Origin of the sequence: Arenimonas sp., from assembly GCF_035312645.1 — a bacterium.
GTDB lineage: Bacteria > Pseudomonadota > Gammaproteobacteria > Xanthomonadales > Xanthomonadaceae > Arenimonas.
Genome location: NZ_DATGBO010000073.1, coordinates 17,123 through 33,182 on the forward strand (window position 1 = coordinate 17,123; position 16,060 = coordinate 33,182).

The 16,060-nt window shown below is 63.6% G+C and carries 17 protein-coding genes; 7 read left to right on the plus strand and 10 right to left on the minus strand.

The window, feature by feature from the left end:
- Positions 1–83: 83 nt before the first annotated feature.
- On the minus strand, positions 84–1,070 hold the full coding sequence (locus tag VKM35_RS06725; protein ID WP_324319670.1) for a hypothetical protein: 987 nt from the start codon (positions 1,068–1,070) through the stop codon (positions 84–86).
- Between the two features lie 463 nt (positions 1,071–1,533).
- Between VKM35_RS06725 and VKM35_RS06730 the strand changes: the two genes are divergently transcribed.
- Entirely contained in the window at positions 1,534–1,920 is a 387-nt protein-coding gene (locus VKM35_RS06730; protein WP_324319672.1) for a helix-turn-helix transcriptional regulator, read from the plus strand.
- Between the two features lie 94 nt (positions 1,921–2,014).
- On the opposite strand, the gene gstA is transcribed toward VKM35_RS06730, so the two are convergent.
- The 3 genes from gstA to VKM35_RS06745 form a co-directional block, all read right to left on the minus strand.
- On the minus strand, positions 2,015–2,620 hold the full coding sequence (gene gstA / locus VKM35_RS06735) for a glutathione transferase GstA (RefSeq protein WP_324319674.1): 606 nt from the start codon (positions 2,618–2,620) through the stop codon (positions 2,015–2,017).
- A gap of 132 nt (positions 2,621–2,752) precedes the next feature.
- On the minus strand, positions 2,753–3,517 hold the full coding sequence (locus VKM35_RS06740; RefSeq protein WP_324319676.1) for a dimethylarginine dimethylaminohydrolase family protein: 765 nt from the start codon (positions 3,515–3,517) through the stop codon (positions 2,753–2,755).
- Between the two features lie 11 nt (positions 3,518–3,528).
- Positions 3,529–4,425, minus strand: coding sequence for an alpha/beta fold hydrolase (locus tag VKM35_RS06745; protein WP_324319678.1), 897 nt, complete (start codon positions 4,423–4,425; stop codon positions 3,529–3,531).
- A 70-nt stretch (positions 4,426–4,495) separates the two neighbouring features.
- On the opposite strand from VKM35_RS06745, the gene VKM35_RS06750 reads away from it, so the two are divergent.
- Together VKM35_RS06750 and VKM35_RS06755 are read left to right on the plus strand one after the other, a co-directional pair.
- Positions 4,496–5,314, plus strand: a complete 819-nt coding sequence (locus VKM35_RS06750) for an rRNA pseudouridine synthase (RefSeq protein WP_324319680.1) — start codon at positions 4,496–4,498, stop codon at positions 5,312–5,314.
- A gap of 78 nt (positions 5,315–5,392) precedes the next feature.
- Positions 5,393–6,181: an alpha/beta hydrolase family esterase gene (locus VKM35_RS06755; protein WP_324319682.1), complete on the plus strand. Its 789-nt coding sequence runs from the start codon at positions 5,393–5,395 to the stop codon at positions 6,179–6,181.
- 27 nt (positions 6,182–6,208) lie between these two features.
- On the opposite strand, the gene VKM35_RS06760 is transcribed toward VKM35_RS06755, so the two are convergent.
- The gene (locus VKM35_RS06760; RefSeq protein ID WP_324319685.1) at positions 6,209–7,006 is read right to left on the minus strand and encodes a YiiX/YebB-like N1pC/P60 family cysteine hydrolase; all 798 of its coding nucleotides are present in this window, start codon (positions 7,004–7,006) and stop codon (positions 6,209–6,211) included.
- Between the two features lie 238 nt (positions 7,007–7,244).
- Positions 7,245–8,063: a class I SAM-dependent methyltransferase gene (locus tag VKM35_RS06765; protein WP_324319687.1), complete on the minus strand. Its 819-nt coding sequence runs from the start codon at positions 8,061–8,063 to the stop codon at positions 7,245–7,247.
- Between the two features lie 223 nt (positions 8,064–8,286).
- Here VKM35_RS06765 and VKM35_RS06770 point away from each other — a divergent pair, with 223 nt between their 5' ends.
- Complete coding sequence (locus VKM35_RS06770; protein WP_324319689.1) at positions 8,287–9,537, plus strand: adenylate/guanylate cyclase domain-containing protein; 1,251 nt, start codon at positions 8,287–8,289, stop codon at positions 9,535–9,537.
- 78 nt (positions 9,538–9,615) lie between these two features.
- Here VKM35_RS06770 and VKM35_RS06775 read toward each other — a convergent pair whose 3' ends face one another.
- On the minus strand, positions 9,616–9,786 hold the full coding sequence (locus VKM35_RS06775) for an oxidoreductase-like domain-containing protein (protein ID WP_324319691.1): 171 nt from the start codon (positions 9,784–9,786) through the stop codon (positions 9,616–9,618).
- A 137-nt stretch (positions 9,787–9,923) separates the two neighbouring features.
- On the opposite strand from VKM35_RS06775, the gene VKM35_RS06780 reads away from it, so the two are divergent.
- A complete protein-coding gene (locus VKM35_RS06780; protein WP_324319694.1) occupies positions 9,924–10,445 on the plus strand; it encodes a YgjP-like metallopeptidase domain-containing protein in 522 nt (173 codons plus the stop codon).
- Positions 10,446–10,479: 34 nt separating this feature from the next.
- On the opposite strand, the gene VKM35_RS06785 is transcribed toward VKM35_RS06780, so the two are convergent.
- Both VKM35_RS06785 and VKM35_RS06790 read right to left on the minus strand, forming a co-directional pair.
- Complete coding sequence (locus VKM35_RS06785) at positions 10,480–11,226, minus strand: hypothetical protein (RefSeq protein WP_324319696.1); 747 nt, start codon at positions 11,224–11,226, stop codon at positions 10,480–10,482.
- The gene (locus tag VKM35_RS06790; RefSeq protein ID WP_324319698.1) at positions 11,223–11,732 is read right to left on the minus strand and encodes an RNA polymerase sigma factor; all 510 of its coding nucleotides are present in this window, start codon (positions 11,730–11,732) and stop codon (positions 11,223–11,225) included. The genes VKM35_RS06785 and VKM35_RS06790 overlap by 4 nt, the downstream gene beginning before the upstream one ends.
- 139 nt (positions 11,733–11,871) lie before the next feature.
- On the opposite strand from VKM35_RS06790, the gene VKM35_RS06795 reads away from it, so the two are divergent.
- Both VKM35_RS06795 and VKM35_RS06800 read left to right on the plus strand, forming a co-directional pair.
- On the plus strand, positions 11,872–13,170 hold the full coding sequence (locus VKM35_RS06795) for a S8 family serine peptidase (RefSeq protein ID WP_324319700.1): 1,299 nt from the start codon (positions 11,872–11,874) through the stop codon (positions 13,168–13,170).
- Positions 13,171–13,273: 103 nt separating this feature from the next.
- Entirely contained in the window at positions 13,274–14,329 is a 1,056-nt protein-coding gene (locus tag VKM35_RS06800; RefSeq protein WP_324319702.1) for a hypothetical protein, read from the plus strand.
- Between the two features lie 98 nt (positions 14,330–14,427).
- On the opposite strand, the gene VKM35_RS06805 is transcribed toward VKM35_RS06800, so the two are convergent.
- A complete protein-coding gene (locus VKM35_RS06805) occupies positions 14,428–15,663 on the minus strand; it encodes a GGDEF domain-containing response regulator (RefSeq protein ID WP_324319704.1) in 1,236 nt (411 codons plus the stop codon).
- Positions 15,664–16,060 lie beyond the last annotated feature (397 nt).

Sequence of the window (16,060 nt, forward strand, 5' to 3'; positions counted from 1 at the left end):
TGGCATATATCCCTGGCCAAAAAGCGGACAAAAAAAGGGCGGGGAAATCCCCGCCCTTCTTGATCTGCAAAACCGCGCGTTGATTACTGATTGATGCCGAGGTTCAGGAAGAAACCGCGCATCGACACGTTGGCGTTGCGGTCGCCGAGCGCCGCGTAGTTCGGCACGTACACCGCGCCTACCGTCGGACCAACCGACGTGCCGGTGGTGATCTGGGTGATGTGGGTGGTGTCCAGCCCGCCCTGGCGCACGTCCTGGTAGCCCAGGCTCACCGTCGCCTTCTTGCCGCCGAGGATGAAGCGCTTGCCGAGCGACACGCGGAACATGCGATCGGTCACGCCGACGCTGTCGTCCGGACGGATGCCGTGATACTGGGAAACCGGAATCCCACCCGGAACTTCATAGTCGATCTTGCGCGAACGATCACCGCTGGCATGCGCCTGCTGCGCTTCGGCATTCACGTACCAGCTCTGCGCGAATTCGAACTGGTAGCGCACGCCCGCGACCCAACCGATGTGATCGAAACGGGTGACATTGGCGACGTATTCGGTGAACGGTGCGGACAAAGCATCCTGACTGACGCGGGCATCGCTGAACTTGATGCGACGCGCACCCAGGTAGGGCGTCAGCGTCGAGCTCGTGCCCAGCTTGAAGTCCCAACCGCCGACCAGGTCGACATTGCTGGTGTGGTACTTCGAGGAATACTCATTGCGCAGGCTGCAGACGGGCGCGAGGCCGTCGCCAATAACCGGACAGGGCGCGCTGGCAGCACCGAGGATGGTCGGTTGCGTGGTTTCGAGTTCGGCATGGGTAACGCCGAGCTCGATGAAGAACGGATTGGAGAAATGCGCGCCGATATGCAGGGCACGATTCCGTCCGGAATCGAATTCCGCCGCCGGATATGCCGGGAAGTTGCTCGGCGAAATCGCCTGGAATTCGTAGGTGTATGCGCCGCCGCTGGCCTGCGCAGTGCCGAATTCGATGTTCGTATAGAACGTCGGGCTGGCGGCGAAGGCCGCAGGAGCAAGCAGGCACAGGCCGAGGCCGGTGGCGAGAGTCGATAGCTTCATGGGGTTGTAGCCTCTTGGAGAAAATGGTCGACGAAGTGTGGCGAAGAAGGCCCGGGACCAACCCCCGGCTGTCTCGCCCGGAATCGATCGCCACCTCAGCCCGTCGCGGCCGGGGTGCAAGACGATCTCGGTTAACGAAGAAATAACCTCTGGTCGGCACTTTGGTCAAGTCTTGGCTGTTTTTTGATCAGTTACTGGTCAATTCTTGGCCAGCGCCATGGAGCGCTCCAGCTAAGCCATACGCCTCTTGAAACACCGATGGACGGGCGCCTCGCCTTTCAACTGGCCCGGGCGTGCGCCCTTTCGCCGGCAGCGCCGGAGCGCATCTCGCGGAAGACATCCATCGCGACGATCTGCGGCATCGCCAGCCGGAATCATTTGCCATCGCCGATGATCATCGCTATACCTATTCTCTTGTCACACCTCGATATCGATGCTGCGCATCAACTGCTCGTCGCGAACCATGAAACCACTCACCAACCGCATCCGTCAGGCCCGCCGTGCGGCAGATCTTTCCCAAGCCGATCTCGCCGCCATCGTCGGCGTGCAGCGCAGCGCCGTCGCGCAATGGGAGCGCATCGATGGCTCGCGTCCGACCACGGAAAACCTGTCGAAAATCGCGTTGGCGACATCGATCAATTTCGAGTGGTTGGCGACCGGCCGCGGTCGGATGAAGTTGCGCCTGGAAGGCGACGAGGACGACAGCACGCCGGCACTGCTGCTGCAATTTTTCGCGCAGGACGAACTCGAGGAACGCGCCCTGATGGCGCTGCGCCAGCTCGACTACCGCGAGATGCTCGCGATCGTGGAAATGGCCGAGGCGATGGCGCGGATCCGCACGAAAGCGTAGGCGCGGGCGGCGGATCGATGCATTGAATCAAAGCGTCGCCGCGGATGAATTGCGGCGACGTCTGTCGCGCTCGTGAGCGCTTCTGCGAAAAAAATCAGGCGAGGCCTTCGGCCTGCAGCGCTGCCTGCACCGCGGGACGCGCCGCGAGACGATCGGCGTGGGCCTTGAGCACGGGCCACTGGCCGACGTCGATCTTGAAGTGCTTCAGCCAGCCCAACACGACGAACAGATAGGGATCGGCGACGCTGAAACGGCCGTTGGCAATCCAGTCCTTGCCATCCATCTGCGCCGACAGCTGCTTCAGGCGCGTGTCGATTTTTTCGACCGTCGCCTGCCGCACCGCATCGGTGAGCGTTGGATTGAACAAGCTGCCGATGGTCTTGTGTAGCTCGGAATTGATGAAGGTGAGCGCGGACTGCACGCGATAGCGCTCGATCGTGCCATTCATCGGCGCCAGCTGGTTTCCTGCGACCTGATCGGCGATGTATTGCACGATCGCCGGACCTTCCAGCAGCACCTCGCCATTGTCCAGCTGCAAGGCCGGTACGTAGCCGTAGGGATTGATCTGGGTGAAGTCCGCGCCGTGCTCGGTGGTCTTGGTTTTCAGATCGACCTTGACCAGCTCGAAATCGAGACCGGCTTCGCGCAGCGCGATGTGCGGGGACAGGGAGCAGGCGCCGGGGCTGTAGAAGAGTTTCATGAGGATCTCCGTGACTCGGTTGCGAGGGAGGGGAATGATCGACCGCTGGCGGCGACGAGACTAGCCTCGTGGCTGCAACGGAGTGTGATGGAGGTGTGTTTCGCACATGTTGCTTCGCAAGCGGGCAACACGTTACGCCGCGAACACCAGGCTGCAACAGGTCACCGCGCCCTCCGCTTTCTGCAGCTCCGAGACATCGACCGTGCTGACGACAATGCCTGCGGCCGCGAGTCGCGCCTGCGTTTTCGGGAAGCAGGACGGATACAGGATGCCGCTGCCTGCGCGCAAGGCATTCGCGGCATGCGGCTCGTCGGGGTCGACTTCGATGATCTTGAAATCCGCGAATACCGAAGGATCGACCCATTCGGGCTGCACCAGCACGGTGTCATCGGTCAGCGCCGTCACCGAGGACTTCAGGTGCAGGCAGCCGCGGATCGCCACCGCTTGCACGCGATAACCGTGGCCGGTAAGCAGCGCACGCAATTGTTCGATGCCAGCGGGATTGCTGCGTGCGGACGCGCCGACATAGACCGTCCGGCCAATGCGCAACACATCGCCGCCATCGAGCGTGCCGGGGGCCTGGATGGCGACAATCTTTCGATACGGCTTCAACACCGCCGCGACCGACGCACCCTCGGCACGCCGCGATTCCGCACCGGGGCGCGTCATCACCGCGACTTCGTCGAATACCAGCGCCACGTCCTCGACGAACACCGCATCCGGCATCGTCGCTTCCGGCGGCAGCGAAATCACTTCGCAGCCCAGATCGGCCAAGACCTGTTGATATTGCCGGTGCTGGCGATACGCAAGTTCCATGTCGATGGCCTCGCGCGGCACGAACGACAACTCGCAATGTTCCATGCCGGGGCTGAGTTCGCGGGTGATTGCTATCAACATCGATGACTCCATCAATTCGGATTGTTGGCATGCAGGTGCGTACGCAATGCGTCGCCAAGGATCGGCAGCAGGCCGGACGCGAGATCGTGGCCCATGCCGGGAATGATCCGCAAGCTCGCGCCGGGAATTTTCCGTGCGCAGTCGACGCCATTCGCGACCGGCACCAGCGGATCGGCATCGCCATGCACGACCAGCGTTGGCCGGCGGATTCTCCGCAGCGCTGCCGATCTATCGCCGGACGCAACGATCGCCAACAGCTGCCGCGCAGTTCCTGCCGGATAGTAGCTGCGCTGCAGATTGGCGCGCATACGTTCGCGCATCAACGCCGGCGGCGTTGGAAACGCCGGACTGCCGATCGCGGTGAACAGGCGCACGAAATGTTCGACCAACACCTCGAATTTCGCGTTGCGCGCCGGTCTCGCCATCAGCAGGCGACTGATGCGCAGACTGGCGGTCGGCATACGCCGATCGCCGCTGGCCGACATGATCGAGCTCAGGCTCAGGCAGCGCTGCGGATGTTCCGCGACCAGACTCTGCGCAATCATCCCGCCCAGCGACACGCCGACGATATGCGCCTTGTCGATGCCCAGCGCATCGAGCACGCCGATGGCATCGTCGGCCATGGTTTCGATGCGGTACGGCGCCGATACCGGCAGGCGCAGAAAATAACGCAGCGCCGCCGTGGCGAGATTCACCCGGCGCGCCGATTCGATCTTCTCGGAAAGACCGATATCGCGATTGTCGAAACGGATCACGAAGAAGCCGGCAGCGACCAGCTCCTGGCATAGCGACTCGGGCCAGGCGATCAATTGCATGCCCAAACCCATGATCAGCAACACCGCCGGATGCGCGCGATCGCCCAGGGTTTCGACTTCCAGTTGCAGGCCGTTGGCAGCGAGCTGGGGCATCACGTCATCCGTTGGCGGTTTGCCGATGCCGCGAGCTTACAATGCCGTCATCGCATCCATGGCCTTTCCGATGACCGAACCTGTCCGCCTGGCCAAGCGCGTCGCCGAACTGATCGGCTGTTCGCGCGCCGAAGCCGAGCAATACATCGAAGACGGCTGGGTGAGCGTCGACGGCGTGGTGATCGAAGAAACGCAATTCCAGATCCACGACCAGAAGGTCGAGATCGATGCGCAGGCGACGCTCGAAGCCAGCGAGCCGGCGACGATTCTCCTGCACAAGCCGGCGGGCGTTGAATTCAGTACGTCGATGGGGAGTGGTTCCAGCACTTCGATGGGAGGCGATTCCGGCATATCGAGGAGACTTGATTCCCGCGCTTCGATGGGAGTTGATCCCAGAACATCGAAGGACTCAGCCATACAACTGCTCACCGCACGGAATTGGTCCGCGGATTTCCAGTTCGGCCGACGCTTTCTCAGGCGCCATCTGAAACACCTGAGCCCGCTGTTTCCGCTCGATACCGCGGCCAGTGGGCTGGTTGTTTTCAGTCAGGACCCGCGCCTGCTTCGGCGCCTGCGCGAGGACGGCGACCGCATCGAGGAAGAACTCATCGTCGAGGTTTCCGGCGAGATCGCGCCGTACGGCCTGCCGCGGCTTTGTCATGGCCTGAGCTTCAACGGCCGCAACCTGCCGCCGATCAAGGTCAGCTGGCAAAACGAAAACCGCCTGCGCTTTGCGCTCAAGAGCCCGCAGCCCGGACAGATCCGGCACATGTGTGCGGAAGTCGGCCTGGAGGTCATGGCGATCAAACGCATTCGCCTGGGTCGCGTGCCGCTGGCGAAATTGCCGGTCGGCGAATGGCGCTACCTGCCGCTGCACGACAAGTTCTAGCGGCGGGTTTTGCCGGGGCGCGTCAACCTTGGCAGCATCGCTGCGTTGACGAAATTGAACCCATTGCCGGAGCCCTGCATGCGCCTGTTTCTCGCCCTGATTCTTTTCCTGTTCGGCACTGGCATCGCCGCCGCGGACAATTCGCTCAGCGAGCGCGACTGGAACGTCGATGGCGTCACGCGTCAGGCATTGATCCACGTGCCAGCGAACGCGACCCGCAGCGCCACGCCGGTGGTCTTCGTCTTTCACGGTCATGGCGGCAGCATGGCCAATGGCGCGCGCAGTTTCGCCATCCACGAACTCTGGCCCGAGGCGATCGTCGTCTACATGCAAGGCCTGCCCACGCCCGGCGCATTGACCGACCACGCTGGCGAACGTGCCGGCTGGCAGGCGCGACGCGGCGACCAGGGCGACCGCGACCTGAAATTCTTCGATGCGGTCTTCGCGTCGCTACAAAAGGATTTCAAGGTCGATACCCGCCGCGTCTACGCGACCGGGCATTCGAACGGCGGCGGCTTCACTTACCTGTTGTGGGCTTATCGCGGCGATGTCTTCGCCGCCGTCGCGCCTTCCTCCGCCGTCGCCGCGAGTGCCCTGCCCGATCTGAAGCCAAAGCCCGCGCTGCATGTCGCCGGCGAAAACGATCCGCTGGTGCGCTACGCCTGGCAGGATCGCAGCATGAGCAAGGAACGCGAACTCAATGGCTGCGAAGCGAGCGGCGAACCGTGGGCGAGCGCCGGCACCGTCGTCGGCACGCAGTACCGGTCACGCTCCGGCACGCCCTACGTGTCGTTGATCCATCCGGGTGGCCACCAGTTTCCGAAAGAAGTACCAGCGCTGATCGTGCGCTTCTTCAAGGAACACTGAAACGCAGCAGCCTATCGTTTTCCCGCCTTATTCCCGCGGCGGATCGTCCGGCATCTCGTCGTTGCTCCAGACCAGGCTGCGGAAATCGAAGCCCAGTTCCAGGCGCGGCTTGACGATGCGGAAGAACGGCGAGGTATCGAAATCGCGCGGCGCATACAGGCTGTAGTGACGGATATGCAGTATCTCGGCGCGCGCCTGTTTGCCGCCTGGCGTGCCCGGCTCGATCAGTTCGATCTCTGGCAGGATCGGATAGTGGATCGATTCGAATGCCTGCGCGAGCAGGGTCGAGCAGATCGCGCGCGTCGGCTCGCCGCTGCCGAACTGGATCATCTTGCGTTTCATCGAGCCCGGCACCGGCGGCATGCGGATGAAATAGCGCGCGAGATCGAAAACATTCTTCAGGTCGTAGCTGAAACCGACGCGCGAGACCATGAATTCGCAGAGCGCGTCGATTTCCTTGTCGCTCAATCCCACCGGCCGGCAGATGCGCGTATGCAGGTTGGAAAATTCGCTGAGCGGAATCACGCGCACACCGTCGTTGATGTCGACGTCGCAGAGCAGGCGCGGCTCTTCTCCATCCTTGGGCGGGCCGAGGTGGTCGCCGATATAGAGGGCACCGTGTGACCAGGTCGATTGCGTGAGGTATTTGATCGCACTGGCGAAACGGCTGGTGCCTTCGACCAGCACCACGTCACCTTTGCGCAGCACCGAGGCGATGCGTGCCGGCGAACTGGTCGGCAGATGCGCCTGGCTGTCGCGCGGCTTCGCAAGGAATTGCGCGAGCCGTCGACCCAGGAAACGCAGCGGTGAATAGGTGATCGCCATTCGCGGATGCCCTGCCCTCAGCCCTGCGCAGGCATCGCGGTCGATGCCGTGACCCTGCCATCGTCACCGTCGGCAAGGTCCCGACGATTCGTCATCGCAAGCATGCAGATCGACATCGGCGCTTCCCCCGCAGACCCGGTGGCCTGCCCCAGATGCATCCTACAACGGGTCGCCTGCGCGGATCAGGCCTCGGCGGCACGCGCCGGCAACGCGCGTCGGATCGCGGGTCCCGGCGCACTCAAGGACGACGCCCCGAAACCACCGGCACATGCCAGACCGCGTACTGCGGCGGCGTTTCGATCGCCGTGATCATCGTGTCGAAATCCGCGCGCACCTGCGCCTCGCTGCGCCCCGATGCACCCGCCAATGCCGGCACGTAACCATCGCGCCAAGCCTTGAGGATGCCGGCGAAGGTCGGCCGCGGCACGCGCAAGGTATCGACGATGACGTAATCCATCGCGATATCGTGATAGCCGGCAGCGCTGAGCAAGGCGGGCGAATGCCGGCCGATGCGACCATCGCAATGGATGCCTTGCAGGAAGGCGACGGCATTCTCGTTCCAGAAACGATCCGGGTCGTGTTTCCCAACCGGCATATGCAGCATGCCGTAATCCTCGGACAGCAGGTGCAGCCAGCCGCCAGGCTTGAGCACGCGGCTGATCTCGGCCAACACCTGCGGAAAGTCCGGCACCGCCTGCGACATGTGCCGGCACACCACCAGATCGAACCTAGCGCTCGTGCAATTCAACGCGAACGCATCGCCCTGCTGATAGTCGACGCGCGCGCCGAGGTCGCGGCTGTCGCGACGCGCGAACACCAGATTGGATTCGAGGATGTCGATGCCCAGCAACTGCGCCTGCGGATAGCGCGCGGCGAGTCGTCGGGTGATTTCGCCCGTGCCGCAGCCGAGATCGAGAATGCGCAGCTCGCCGGACAATCCATAGCGATCGAACAGGTGTTGTTCCTGCGGCCAGATCGCCTCGGCCTGGTGCGCGAGGTTGCGCACCATCGATTCGTCGCCCATCTGCTCGGCCTGCGGGTTGCGATCATGGCTCACGGATTTTCTCCAGGACGGGTACAGATTTGCGAAGCAACGGATCGGCGCATCGATACCGCGATCCTCGCATCGCCTGCGCAAGCTTCCGATAGTGGCATTTTCCACGGAATCGGGGCAGAGTCGACCGGGAAGAGTCCTGCGTGCCTGTGTTGCGGATCGAACGCATCGAAACGATGCTGCCGGATCGCCGACATCGCCCTGTCCTGTCGCGAGGTGGAGACCCATGGAGCCCTGGACCCGGATCGTCATCGAGCGCAGGGCGAGCACGATTTTCGCGATGGCGTTGGCGGCCTTCCTCTACGTCAGCTTCGGCATCCTGGACTGGTACATCTTCCCGGCTGCCGCAGCCGGCATGCAGCCGACGCGCATGATCGTCGTCGCCTACCTGATCGCGACGATCGTCGCCGTGGTTTTTCTCGGAAACTTCTACGTGCGGTACTCACAGCCGATCCTGTTGCTCGGCGTGCTGCTGGCCGGGTTCGGCATCATCTGGCTCAATCATCTGGTCAGCGGACTGGCGCACGGCGAAACCTATTACGCCGGTCTGATCCTCGTCGTCGCCTTCCTGTTCGTGTTCCTGCCGATCCGGTTTCGCTACGCAATGGCGCTGGCGATCGTGATCCTGTGCGGATACAACCTGTCGCTGTTCCATCATGCAACACCGCTGCCGATCGCCATCAGCAACAACTTCTTCCTGATCTCGGCCACGGTCGTCTGCGGCATGAGCTGCCGCGAGAACGAGCGCCTGGTATTGCAGCATTACGCATCGGAAGCGGTCATCGAAAGCCAGAAACAGGCAATCGAGGTACAGAAGCGCCGCGCCGATGACCTGCTGCACCAGATCCTCCCCGACCCGATCGCCGAACGACTGAAAGATGGCGCGCTGTCGATTGCCGATGGCTACTCCGACGTGACCATCCTGTTCGCCGACCTCGCCGGCTTCACCGAGTTTTCCGCCTCGGTGTCGCCGCGCAGCGTGGTCAAGATCCTCAACCAGGTGTTCTCGGCTTTCGACGATGTCGCCGAACGCTGCGGCGTGGAAAAGATCAAGACCATCGGCGATGCCTACATGGCTGCCTGCGGCGTGCCCAACGAAGTCGACGATCACCCGGAGCGCATGCTGCGCATGGCGCTGGGGATGCGCGAAGCGTTGCAGACCATCCGTGACGGCCTCGCCGGCTTCGAACTCGATGTACGCATCGGCATCCACACCGGCCCCTGCGTCGCCGGCGTGATCGGCCGGCAGAAGTTCATCTACGATCTCTGGGGCGACACCGTGAACCTTGCCAGCCGCATGGAATCGACCGGCGTGTCCGGCCAGATCCAGGTAAGCGAAGCGACCTACCTGCGCACCCGCCACGCTTTCGACTACGAAGCGCGCGGCGAACTCAACATCAAGGGCCGCGGCGCGATGAAAGCCTATCTGCTGAAAACCGTCGCGGCACCGGATCACAGCACCGAATCGACGACGTGAAGGTTTGATTTGCGCTTTTCAGTGCGGAAGCAAGATCATCACCGGAACCGCCGATTTGTGAAGATTATTCGATCGCGATCAATGCCGACCAACCTCGGTCTGCGCGGCAGCTTCGGGATGCCGCAATATCCATTCCGCCAACGACTGCCGGTAACGCAGCAGCGCATCGTCATGCAGATCGAAGATGCAGCGCACGCAGCCGCTGCCGCAGCATTCGGACGGATCGGGCTCGGCCGGCGGGCGCGGCATCGGATCAGGGGCCTGCTGCGAAGTCATAGCCGCGAAACCATTCCTCGTGCCGGTACGGGCGGGACGCGTAGGATATTACTCGGCGCAGCCGTGAATCGCGCGACGATCGGCCCGGATCCTCGACAAGAAAGCCTGCCATGACGCCTCTGAAATACCTCAATGCCTACAGCGAGCCCGTGCAGGCACAGGTACGCGAACTGATCGCGAGCGGCCGACTCGGCGAGCATCTGCACAAGAAATACGCGCAGGCCAACGAGGTGCGCAACGACAAGGCCCTGTTCGTCTATGTCGTCGAGATGAAAAACCGCTGGCTGCGCAGCGCCGCGCCACTGGACAAAGTGATCTACGACAACCAACTGCATGTCGTGCGCAACGCGCTGGGCACCCACACCGCGGTCTCGCGCGTGCAGGGGCACAAGCTCAAGGCCAGCCGCGAGATCCGCATCGCCAGCGTGTTCCGCGATGCGCCCGCCGAGTTTCTCAAGATGATCGTCGTGCACGAGCTCGCGCATCTGAAACAAGCCGAGCACAACAAGGCCTTCTACCAGCTATGCACGCACATGGCGCCGGATTATCACCAGCTCGAATTCGATCTGCGCCTGTACCTGACGCATCTGGAAACCGCGGAACGACCATCCGCTCCCAAAAACGAGCCGTGATCCCGCGCGGAAACAAGGGCGCCGCGCGAATGAATCAATGCCAGCCGGAATCGCGGGCGCTGCGCTCGGTCTGCGCATCCAGCGGATCGCCTTCAATGCGCGCATCGACTTCGGCGAGGACCGCCGCCGGCATATCGCTCGCGGCCGGTTGCATGCCGTCGCCGTGGGCTTTCGCCATCGCCGCCACCACTGGCAACGACCAGCCTGCATTGGTGCGACAGGCCAGGCCGGCGACATCAGCGGAACGATGCAATACGAAGGTGCGACAGATTCCGTTCGACTTCGAACGAAAACTCAAGCCAACCGTCACGATGGATCCCGTTGTGGGTGCGCTCGCGAGCTGACGGTCGAGCCCGTCGGCAAGCTCGCCACGCGCCAGCAACGCACCATCTGCACCCATGACCAGGGCGGGTTCCGTCCGCGAGAGCCATGCCTGCGACAGCAGCACGCCGAGGACCAGCGATGCCGCCATCGCCGCAGGCCACTGCCATGAGCGCAGGCGGGTCGGTGCAACTGCGCGACGACTGCGGGCCGCATCGAGGTCGATCACGTCGTCGCGTATCGATGGCTCGGCATGCAGCAGGGCGCTGAGACGATCGGGAACAGGCTCGGACAGCACCGGATCGAATACTTCGGCAAGCCGCGCACGCAATCGCTGCTGTCGCGCCACGGCGGCCGCCACTTCCGGATCCGTGCGCATGGCCGCTTCGACGGCATCATGGTCTGTCCCGGACAGCTGACCGTCGGCATAGGCCATCAGCATTTCTTCGGAAATTTTCATCGCTGCATCGCCTCTCCATCGCCCAGTAAAACCTGCAATGCTTCCCTGCCGCGCGCGAGCCGGCTGGTCAGCGTGCCGATCGGCACCGCCATGATGTTCGCCGCCTCCTTGTAGGGAAGACCTTCGACAAGAACCAAAGCCACCGCCAATCGCTGCTCTTCCGGCAGACGCGCCATCGCCGTTTGTACCGACATCCTGATCAATTGCCCCTCCATCGGTGATTGCCCGACATTCAAGCCGTCTTCCTCCGAAGTGAAAAGCGCGCGACCGCGTTGACGACTGCGCTGCTCGTCGATCCAGGCGTTGCGCACGATGCCGAAAACCCAGGAATCCAGCCGCTCTCCGGGTCGCCACTGCTCCGCGCGCGCCAACGCCCGCTCCAGCGCGATCTGGGTCAGATCGTCGGCGTCATGGGCGCTGCCTGCCAAGGTGCGGGCGAACCGGCGCAATCGCGGCAGCAATTCGCCCAAGCCATCTCGCACGGTTGTCGTCGAATTTTCGGCCATTACCCATCCCTACGTTCGGGCTGGTTGATTTCTTCCATCCGCTGATCGATTCGCGGCGGGGCGGCTGCGGGCCGATTCAGAAATTCAAATGTACCATCCCCGCAAACCAGCTTGCCGGCATGGGCACGGAGAACGATCGATGCGTACGCGGACGATGACGCTGGGGCTGATGTTCCTTTCCGCGCTCGGCTTGGCGACGCCGCCATCGTTTGCACAGGTGGCGTTGCCATCGCTGCCGTCATTGCCTTCGCTGCCGGCGACTCCGGCTGGCGTCACGGACATCCCCGGAAACGCGACGCGAGCCATCGGCGGCACCGTCGGGGCACTGACGCAGGTCCGCGCTTTGCAGATCCAATCGCTGCTGCGCCAACACCGTGACGTCATCGACACGGATGCCGACGGCGCGCCTGTCGTGCGCAGCGAGATCATCGCGATCGAACCCGCCTCCGCTGCAATCGACGCGGCATTGGCGGCGGGATTCAGCGTGACCTCGGAAAAAGATCTGGATGCCTTGTCGATGCGCCTGCTGGTCCTGCGTGCGCCATCCGGAATGGGCACACGCAAGGCGCTGAAAATGCTGCGCCGGATCGACCCCGTCGGCGACTACGAATTCAACCATCTCTATCTAGGCTCAGGCAGCGTCGTTGGCGCGACATCGACATTGCCAGCGGCGGGCGGACAGTTGGCGTCGATCCGCGTCGGCCTGATCGACAGTGGCGTCGACCGCAAGCACCCGGCGCTTGCCGGCATCGACTTGCATAGCTGGGGCTGCGATGGCGCGGTGATCGCCGCCGAACACGGCACTGCAGTCGCTTCCCTTCTCGTCGGCAGCGACGGAAGGTCCGCAGGCAACAGTCTGTACGCGGCGGACGTGTATTGCGGTCGTGCGACCGGCGGCGCCGTGGTCGACATCGTCGCCGCGATGGCATGGCTGGCGAAAGAACAGGTCGGCGTGATCAACATCAGTCTCGTTGGTCCGGCGAATGTCCTGCTGGAGCGTGCGATCGGCGAACTCACGCGTCGAGGTCATATCCTCGTCGCCGCTGTGGGCAACGACGGACCCGCCGCACCGCCCCTGTACCCGGCGACGTATCCCGGCGTGGTCGGCGTGTCTGCCGTCAACGCCCGGGATCATGTGATTCCCGAATCGGGTCGCGGGCCACAGGTGGATTTCGCGGCGCCGGGCGCGGACATGGTCGCAGCCGACAGCAAGGGAGGCTGGATGCGGGTACGCGGAACGTCCTTCGCATCGCCGCTGGTTGCGCGCCTGCTTGCCCGCGACCTGCCGCGTCCAGCAGTGCAACAGGCGGCCTCTGCTCTCGCGCAATTGTCCGCTACGGTTATTGATGCCGGAGCACCGGGGCAAGACGATATCTATGGAAAAGGAATCGTCGGCAACGAGTTGCGCTGGGCGCATGCGCCCACCGGAAAAAAATGAACCATCGCTGTCTTCGTTCGTTGCTTCGGGAATAAATCGCAATGCCCGCTCGTATTCCTCCATGACAGCTGCAGATTGTCTGTGGCGAGAAGAGGAGAAAGCGATGAACAACAAATCCCTGCTGATTTCCATGATGCTGCTCGCCTCGGCGGCAGTGAATGCACCCGCGCATGCGCAATTGCTCGGCGGCGGTGCTGTCGGTGGCGCTGTCGGCAGCGTGGGCGGCGCAGTGACGGGCAGCCTTGGCCCGGCGACCGGCAACATCGGCGGCGGTCTCGGCGGCAGTATCGGCGGCAGCGTGAGCAGCGCAACGGGCGGCAGCTTCAACCCGCTCGATGATCTGCAGCCTGCCCGTCGCGTGGTCCGCATCGCAGACGATGCCCACGGCCAGGTGAGCGGTCGCGGTCGCGCAAATGCAAACGTCGCCACCGGCATCGTTTCCAGTGCGACCGCGGCAACGTCGGCCATCACTACACGCGGCGACGGCCAGGGGCGAATCCTCACCAACGGTACCGGCGGTCGCGCTGGCGCAGGTGGCGCCTTGTCGGGGCAAGTCGGATCTGCCCTTGGCGGCGTCGGCAATTCGATCTCCACCCAGGGCGCGGGCGATGTCGTCGGAAAAGCGACGAGTCAGTTGAATACGCCGACGAACATGCTGCCGCAGCAACTGCCGGTCGGCATCGACGGTCAGGGTTCCGCGACCAGTTCCGGTAGCGCGTCTACCCATGCACGAAGCCAGGGTCGGCATGCCCGCACGAACGCGAGTGGTAGCGCAGCCGGTGGAGTGGACTCGATGGTCGACGGCGTCGGCAATCCTCTTTCCGGCAATGCGTCCGGCGCACTCGTCGGCACCGTTCGCGGCGCCTTGAGCGGCGACACTGATTCTTTGACGCAGCCGGTCACCGGCATGGTTGGCGCACAGGGTTCGGCGTCGGCACGCGGTTCGGCGCAGGGCCGCACGCAGACGCGTCGACCGTCGAACCAGCAAAGCGCACCGGCGCGCCCGCGACAGAACGCCAGTGCTGCCGCACAGGCGCAGACCAGGGCGCAGGCAAAAGCGAAGGCCGCCAACCGCGCGCGATTGAATGTCGGTGGTGTCGCCAACGCTAGCGCCGGCGCGGAAGTCGGCGCCGATGCCGAGGCGGATGACAGGGATTGATGCACGGGAAAGCGCGGCCGCGCAGCGGTCGACGCTGGCGCTAGAAGAAATGGGACGGAGCGATCCGTCCCATTTCATTTGCGCGTCTTGCCGAGTCCTCAGCCCCCGCCGAGACGCTGCAAAAACGCGATCAACTGCCCGCGCTGGTTCGCCGACAACAGACGGAACAGCGGCAGCAGGTGATTGAGGATCTGCGGCATCTTCTCGAGGACGGGTTGCTTGTCGCCCTGTTTCAACTGATCGAGCAACGGATCCAGGCGCAGCGGCTCGACAGGTGCGGAAGTAACCGCAGGCGAAGGGCTGACTATCGGTGTCGATGCTGGTACTGGTACTGGTGCTGCCGTTACCGCGACCGGCACGGGTGTGACGGCTGCGGGCGAAGCAACGACTGTACTGACGGCTGTCGCCGCGGCACTCGCCGCCGCATTCGTCGCATGCAACTTGTCGGCTTCGCGTGCGGCATCGAGCAAGGCCTGGCAAGCATCCAGCGCATCTTCGGCGCTGGGCCCGAGCTGCACCTCGGGGCTGAATATCCCGGCGCTGAGCCGCATCTCGAACAATCCGTCTTCCACTTCCAGCGGCTGGCTCGCGACCTCGGCGCGCAGGCGCTCGATCATTCCTTCGATGCCGGTGTGCTCGCCCGCGGGCAGTGACAGCGCGAAACCGCTGAGGCCGATGCGTCCGGCGGTGTCTTCTTTCCGGATGCGCCCGCGCAGCGACTGACTCACCTGCAGCAAGGCCTTGCTGGCGACGTCTTTTCCGTGCGCAAGAAACAATTCGCGGAAGCCTTCGATCTCCAGGCGCACCAGCGTCAGCGTCTGCTGATGCCGGCGCGCGTAGGCGATATCCTGGCGCAGGCGATCGAGGAAACCAGTCTTGTTGGCGAGCCCCGTCAGCGCATCGATCGTGGTCTGCGCCTGCAACTGCTTGGTGATGCGCTGGTGGTTGGCATGCGCGCGGGCGCGCGCGATCAGGTCGATGCTGGTGAATGGTTTGGTGATGAAATCCGTCGCGCCGAGATCGAGCGCCTGCATGCGCGCCGACTCGTCGTTCTCCGCACCGGTCACCACGATCACCGGCAGGCCCTGCAGCCCGGGATCCTCGGCGGTGCGGATCATGCGCAGCAATTCGTAACCGTCGCAGCGCGGCATGGTCAGGTCGGTGAACACCACCTGGATCGTCGCGTCGCCAGTCAGCATCGCCCAACCGTCCAGGCCGTCGGCGGCGGTGATGACATCGAATTCGTCGCCGAGCATCTTGTGCGCGGCCTTCTGCATCAGTTTGGAGTCGTCGACAACCAGGACGCGCGCCCTCGTGCTTGTGTCGTCGCTCATCGGATCCTCGCTGGCAGGGGCTCGTGTCAGGCCGGGGCGACACCAGGCAGCGGCGTCGGACCTCCAATCTAGACCATTGCGACGGCGCTGTCCGAGCCGGCCAGCCCAGTTTCAGTCTTCAACGCGTCGCGTCCGGGTCGGCGGCCGCATCGCTGGCAACCTCTCTGTCTATCGACAACGCATATCGACCATCTGTCTAACACAATCCTAACGACCTGCCGCGAGGCCGCGCCCGCTGGCATGGTCGAGGGTGAAGCATCGACGCGATGAATCAGCCGCGATGCGCTGGCAGTCGGAGTAGCAAACCACGCGTCCCGGTCGTACGCGCGACGCACCCTACGCCAGCGACCAGCGACCCAATTCGGAATACCGGCTCTGGCCGATGATGCTGTGGATG

Excerpts from the sequence above, each read along its gene's own strand:
- VKM35_RS06785 (WP_324319696.1), bottom strand. The coding sequence starts at position 11,226 with ATGAAAATTTCCGAAGAAATGCTGATGGCCTATGCCGACGGTCAGCTG.
- VKM35_RS06775 (WP_324319691.1), bottom strand. The coding sequence starts at position 9,786 with ATGCCGCGCCCGCCGGCCGAGCCCGATCCGTCCGAATGCTGCGGCAGC.
- VKM35_RS06755 (WP_324319682.1), top strand. The coding sequence starts at position 5,393 with ATGCGCCTGTTTCTCGCCCTGATTCTTTTCCTGTTCGGCACTGGCATC.
- VKM35_RS06780 (WP_324319694.1), top strand. The coding sequence starts at position 9,924 with ATGACGCCTCTGAAATACCTCAATGCCTACAGCGAGCCCGTGCAGGCA.
- VKM35_RS06750 (WP_324319680.1), top strand. The coding sequence starts at position 4,496 with ATGACCGAACCTGTCCGCCTGGCCAAGCGCGTCGCCGAACTGATCGGC.
- VKM35_RS06760 (WP_324319685.1), bottom strand. The coding sequence starts at position 7,006 with ATGGCGATCACCTATTCACCGCTGCGTTTCCTGGGTCGACGGCTCGCG.
- VKM35_RS06790 (WP_324319698.1), bottom strand. The coding sequence starts at position 11,732 with ATGGCCGAAAATTCGACGACAACCGTGCGAGATGGCTTGGGCGAATTG.
- VKM35_RS06745 (WP_324319678.1), bottom strand. The coding sequence starts at position 4,425 with ATGCCCCAGCTCGCTGCCAACGGCCTGCAACTGGAAGTCGAAACCCTG.
- VKM35_RS06795 (WP_324319700.1), top strand. The coding sequence starts at position 11,872 with ATGCGTACGCGGACGATGACGCTGGGGCTGATGTTCCTTTCCGCGCTC.
- VKM35_RS06740 (WP_324319676.1), bottom strand. The coding sequence starts at position 3,517 with ATGTTGATAGCAATCACCCGCGAACTCAGCCCCGGCATGGAACATTGC.
- VKM35_RS06805 (WP_324319704.1), bottom strand. The coding sequence starts at position 15,663 with ATGAGCGACGACACAAGCACGAGGGCGCGCGTCCTGGTTGTCGACGAC.
- VKM35_RS06800 (WP_324319702.1), top strand. The coding sequence starts at position 13,274 with ATGAACAACAAATCCCTGCTGATTTCCATGATGCTGCTCGCCTCGGCG.
- VKM35_RS06725 (WP_324319670.1), bottom strand. The coding sequence starts at position 1,070 with ATGAAGCTATCGACTCTCGCCACCGGCCTCGGCCTGTGCCTGCTTGCT.
- VKM35_RS06730 (WP_324319672.1), top strand. The coding sequence starts at position 1,534 with ATGAAACCACTCACCAACCGCATCCGTCAGGCCCGCCGTGCGGCAGAT.
- gstA (WP_324319674.1), bottom strand. The coding sequence starts at position 2,620 with ATGAAACTCTTCTACAGCCCCGGCGCCTGCTCCCTGTCCCCGCACATC.
- VKM35_RS06770 (WP_324319689.1), top strand. The coding sequence starts at position 8,287 with ATGGAGCCCTGGACCCGGATCGTCATCGAGCGCAGGGCGAGCACGATT.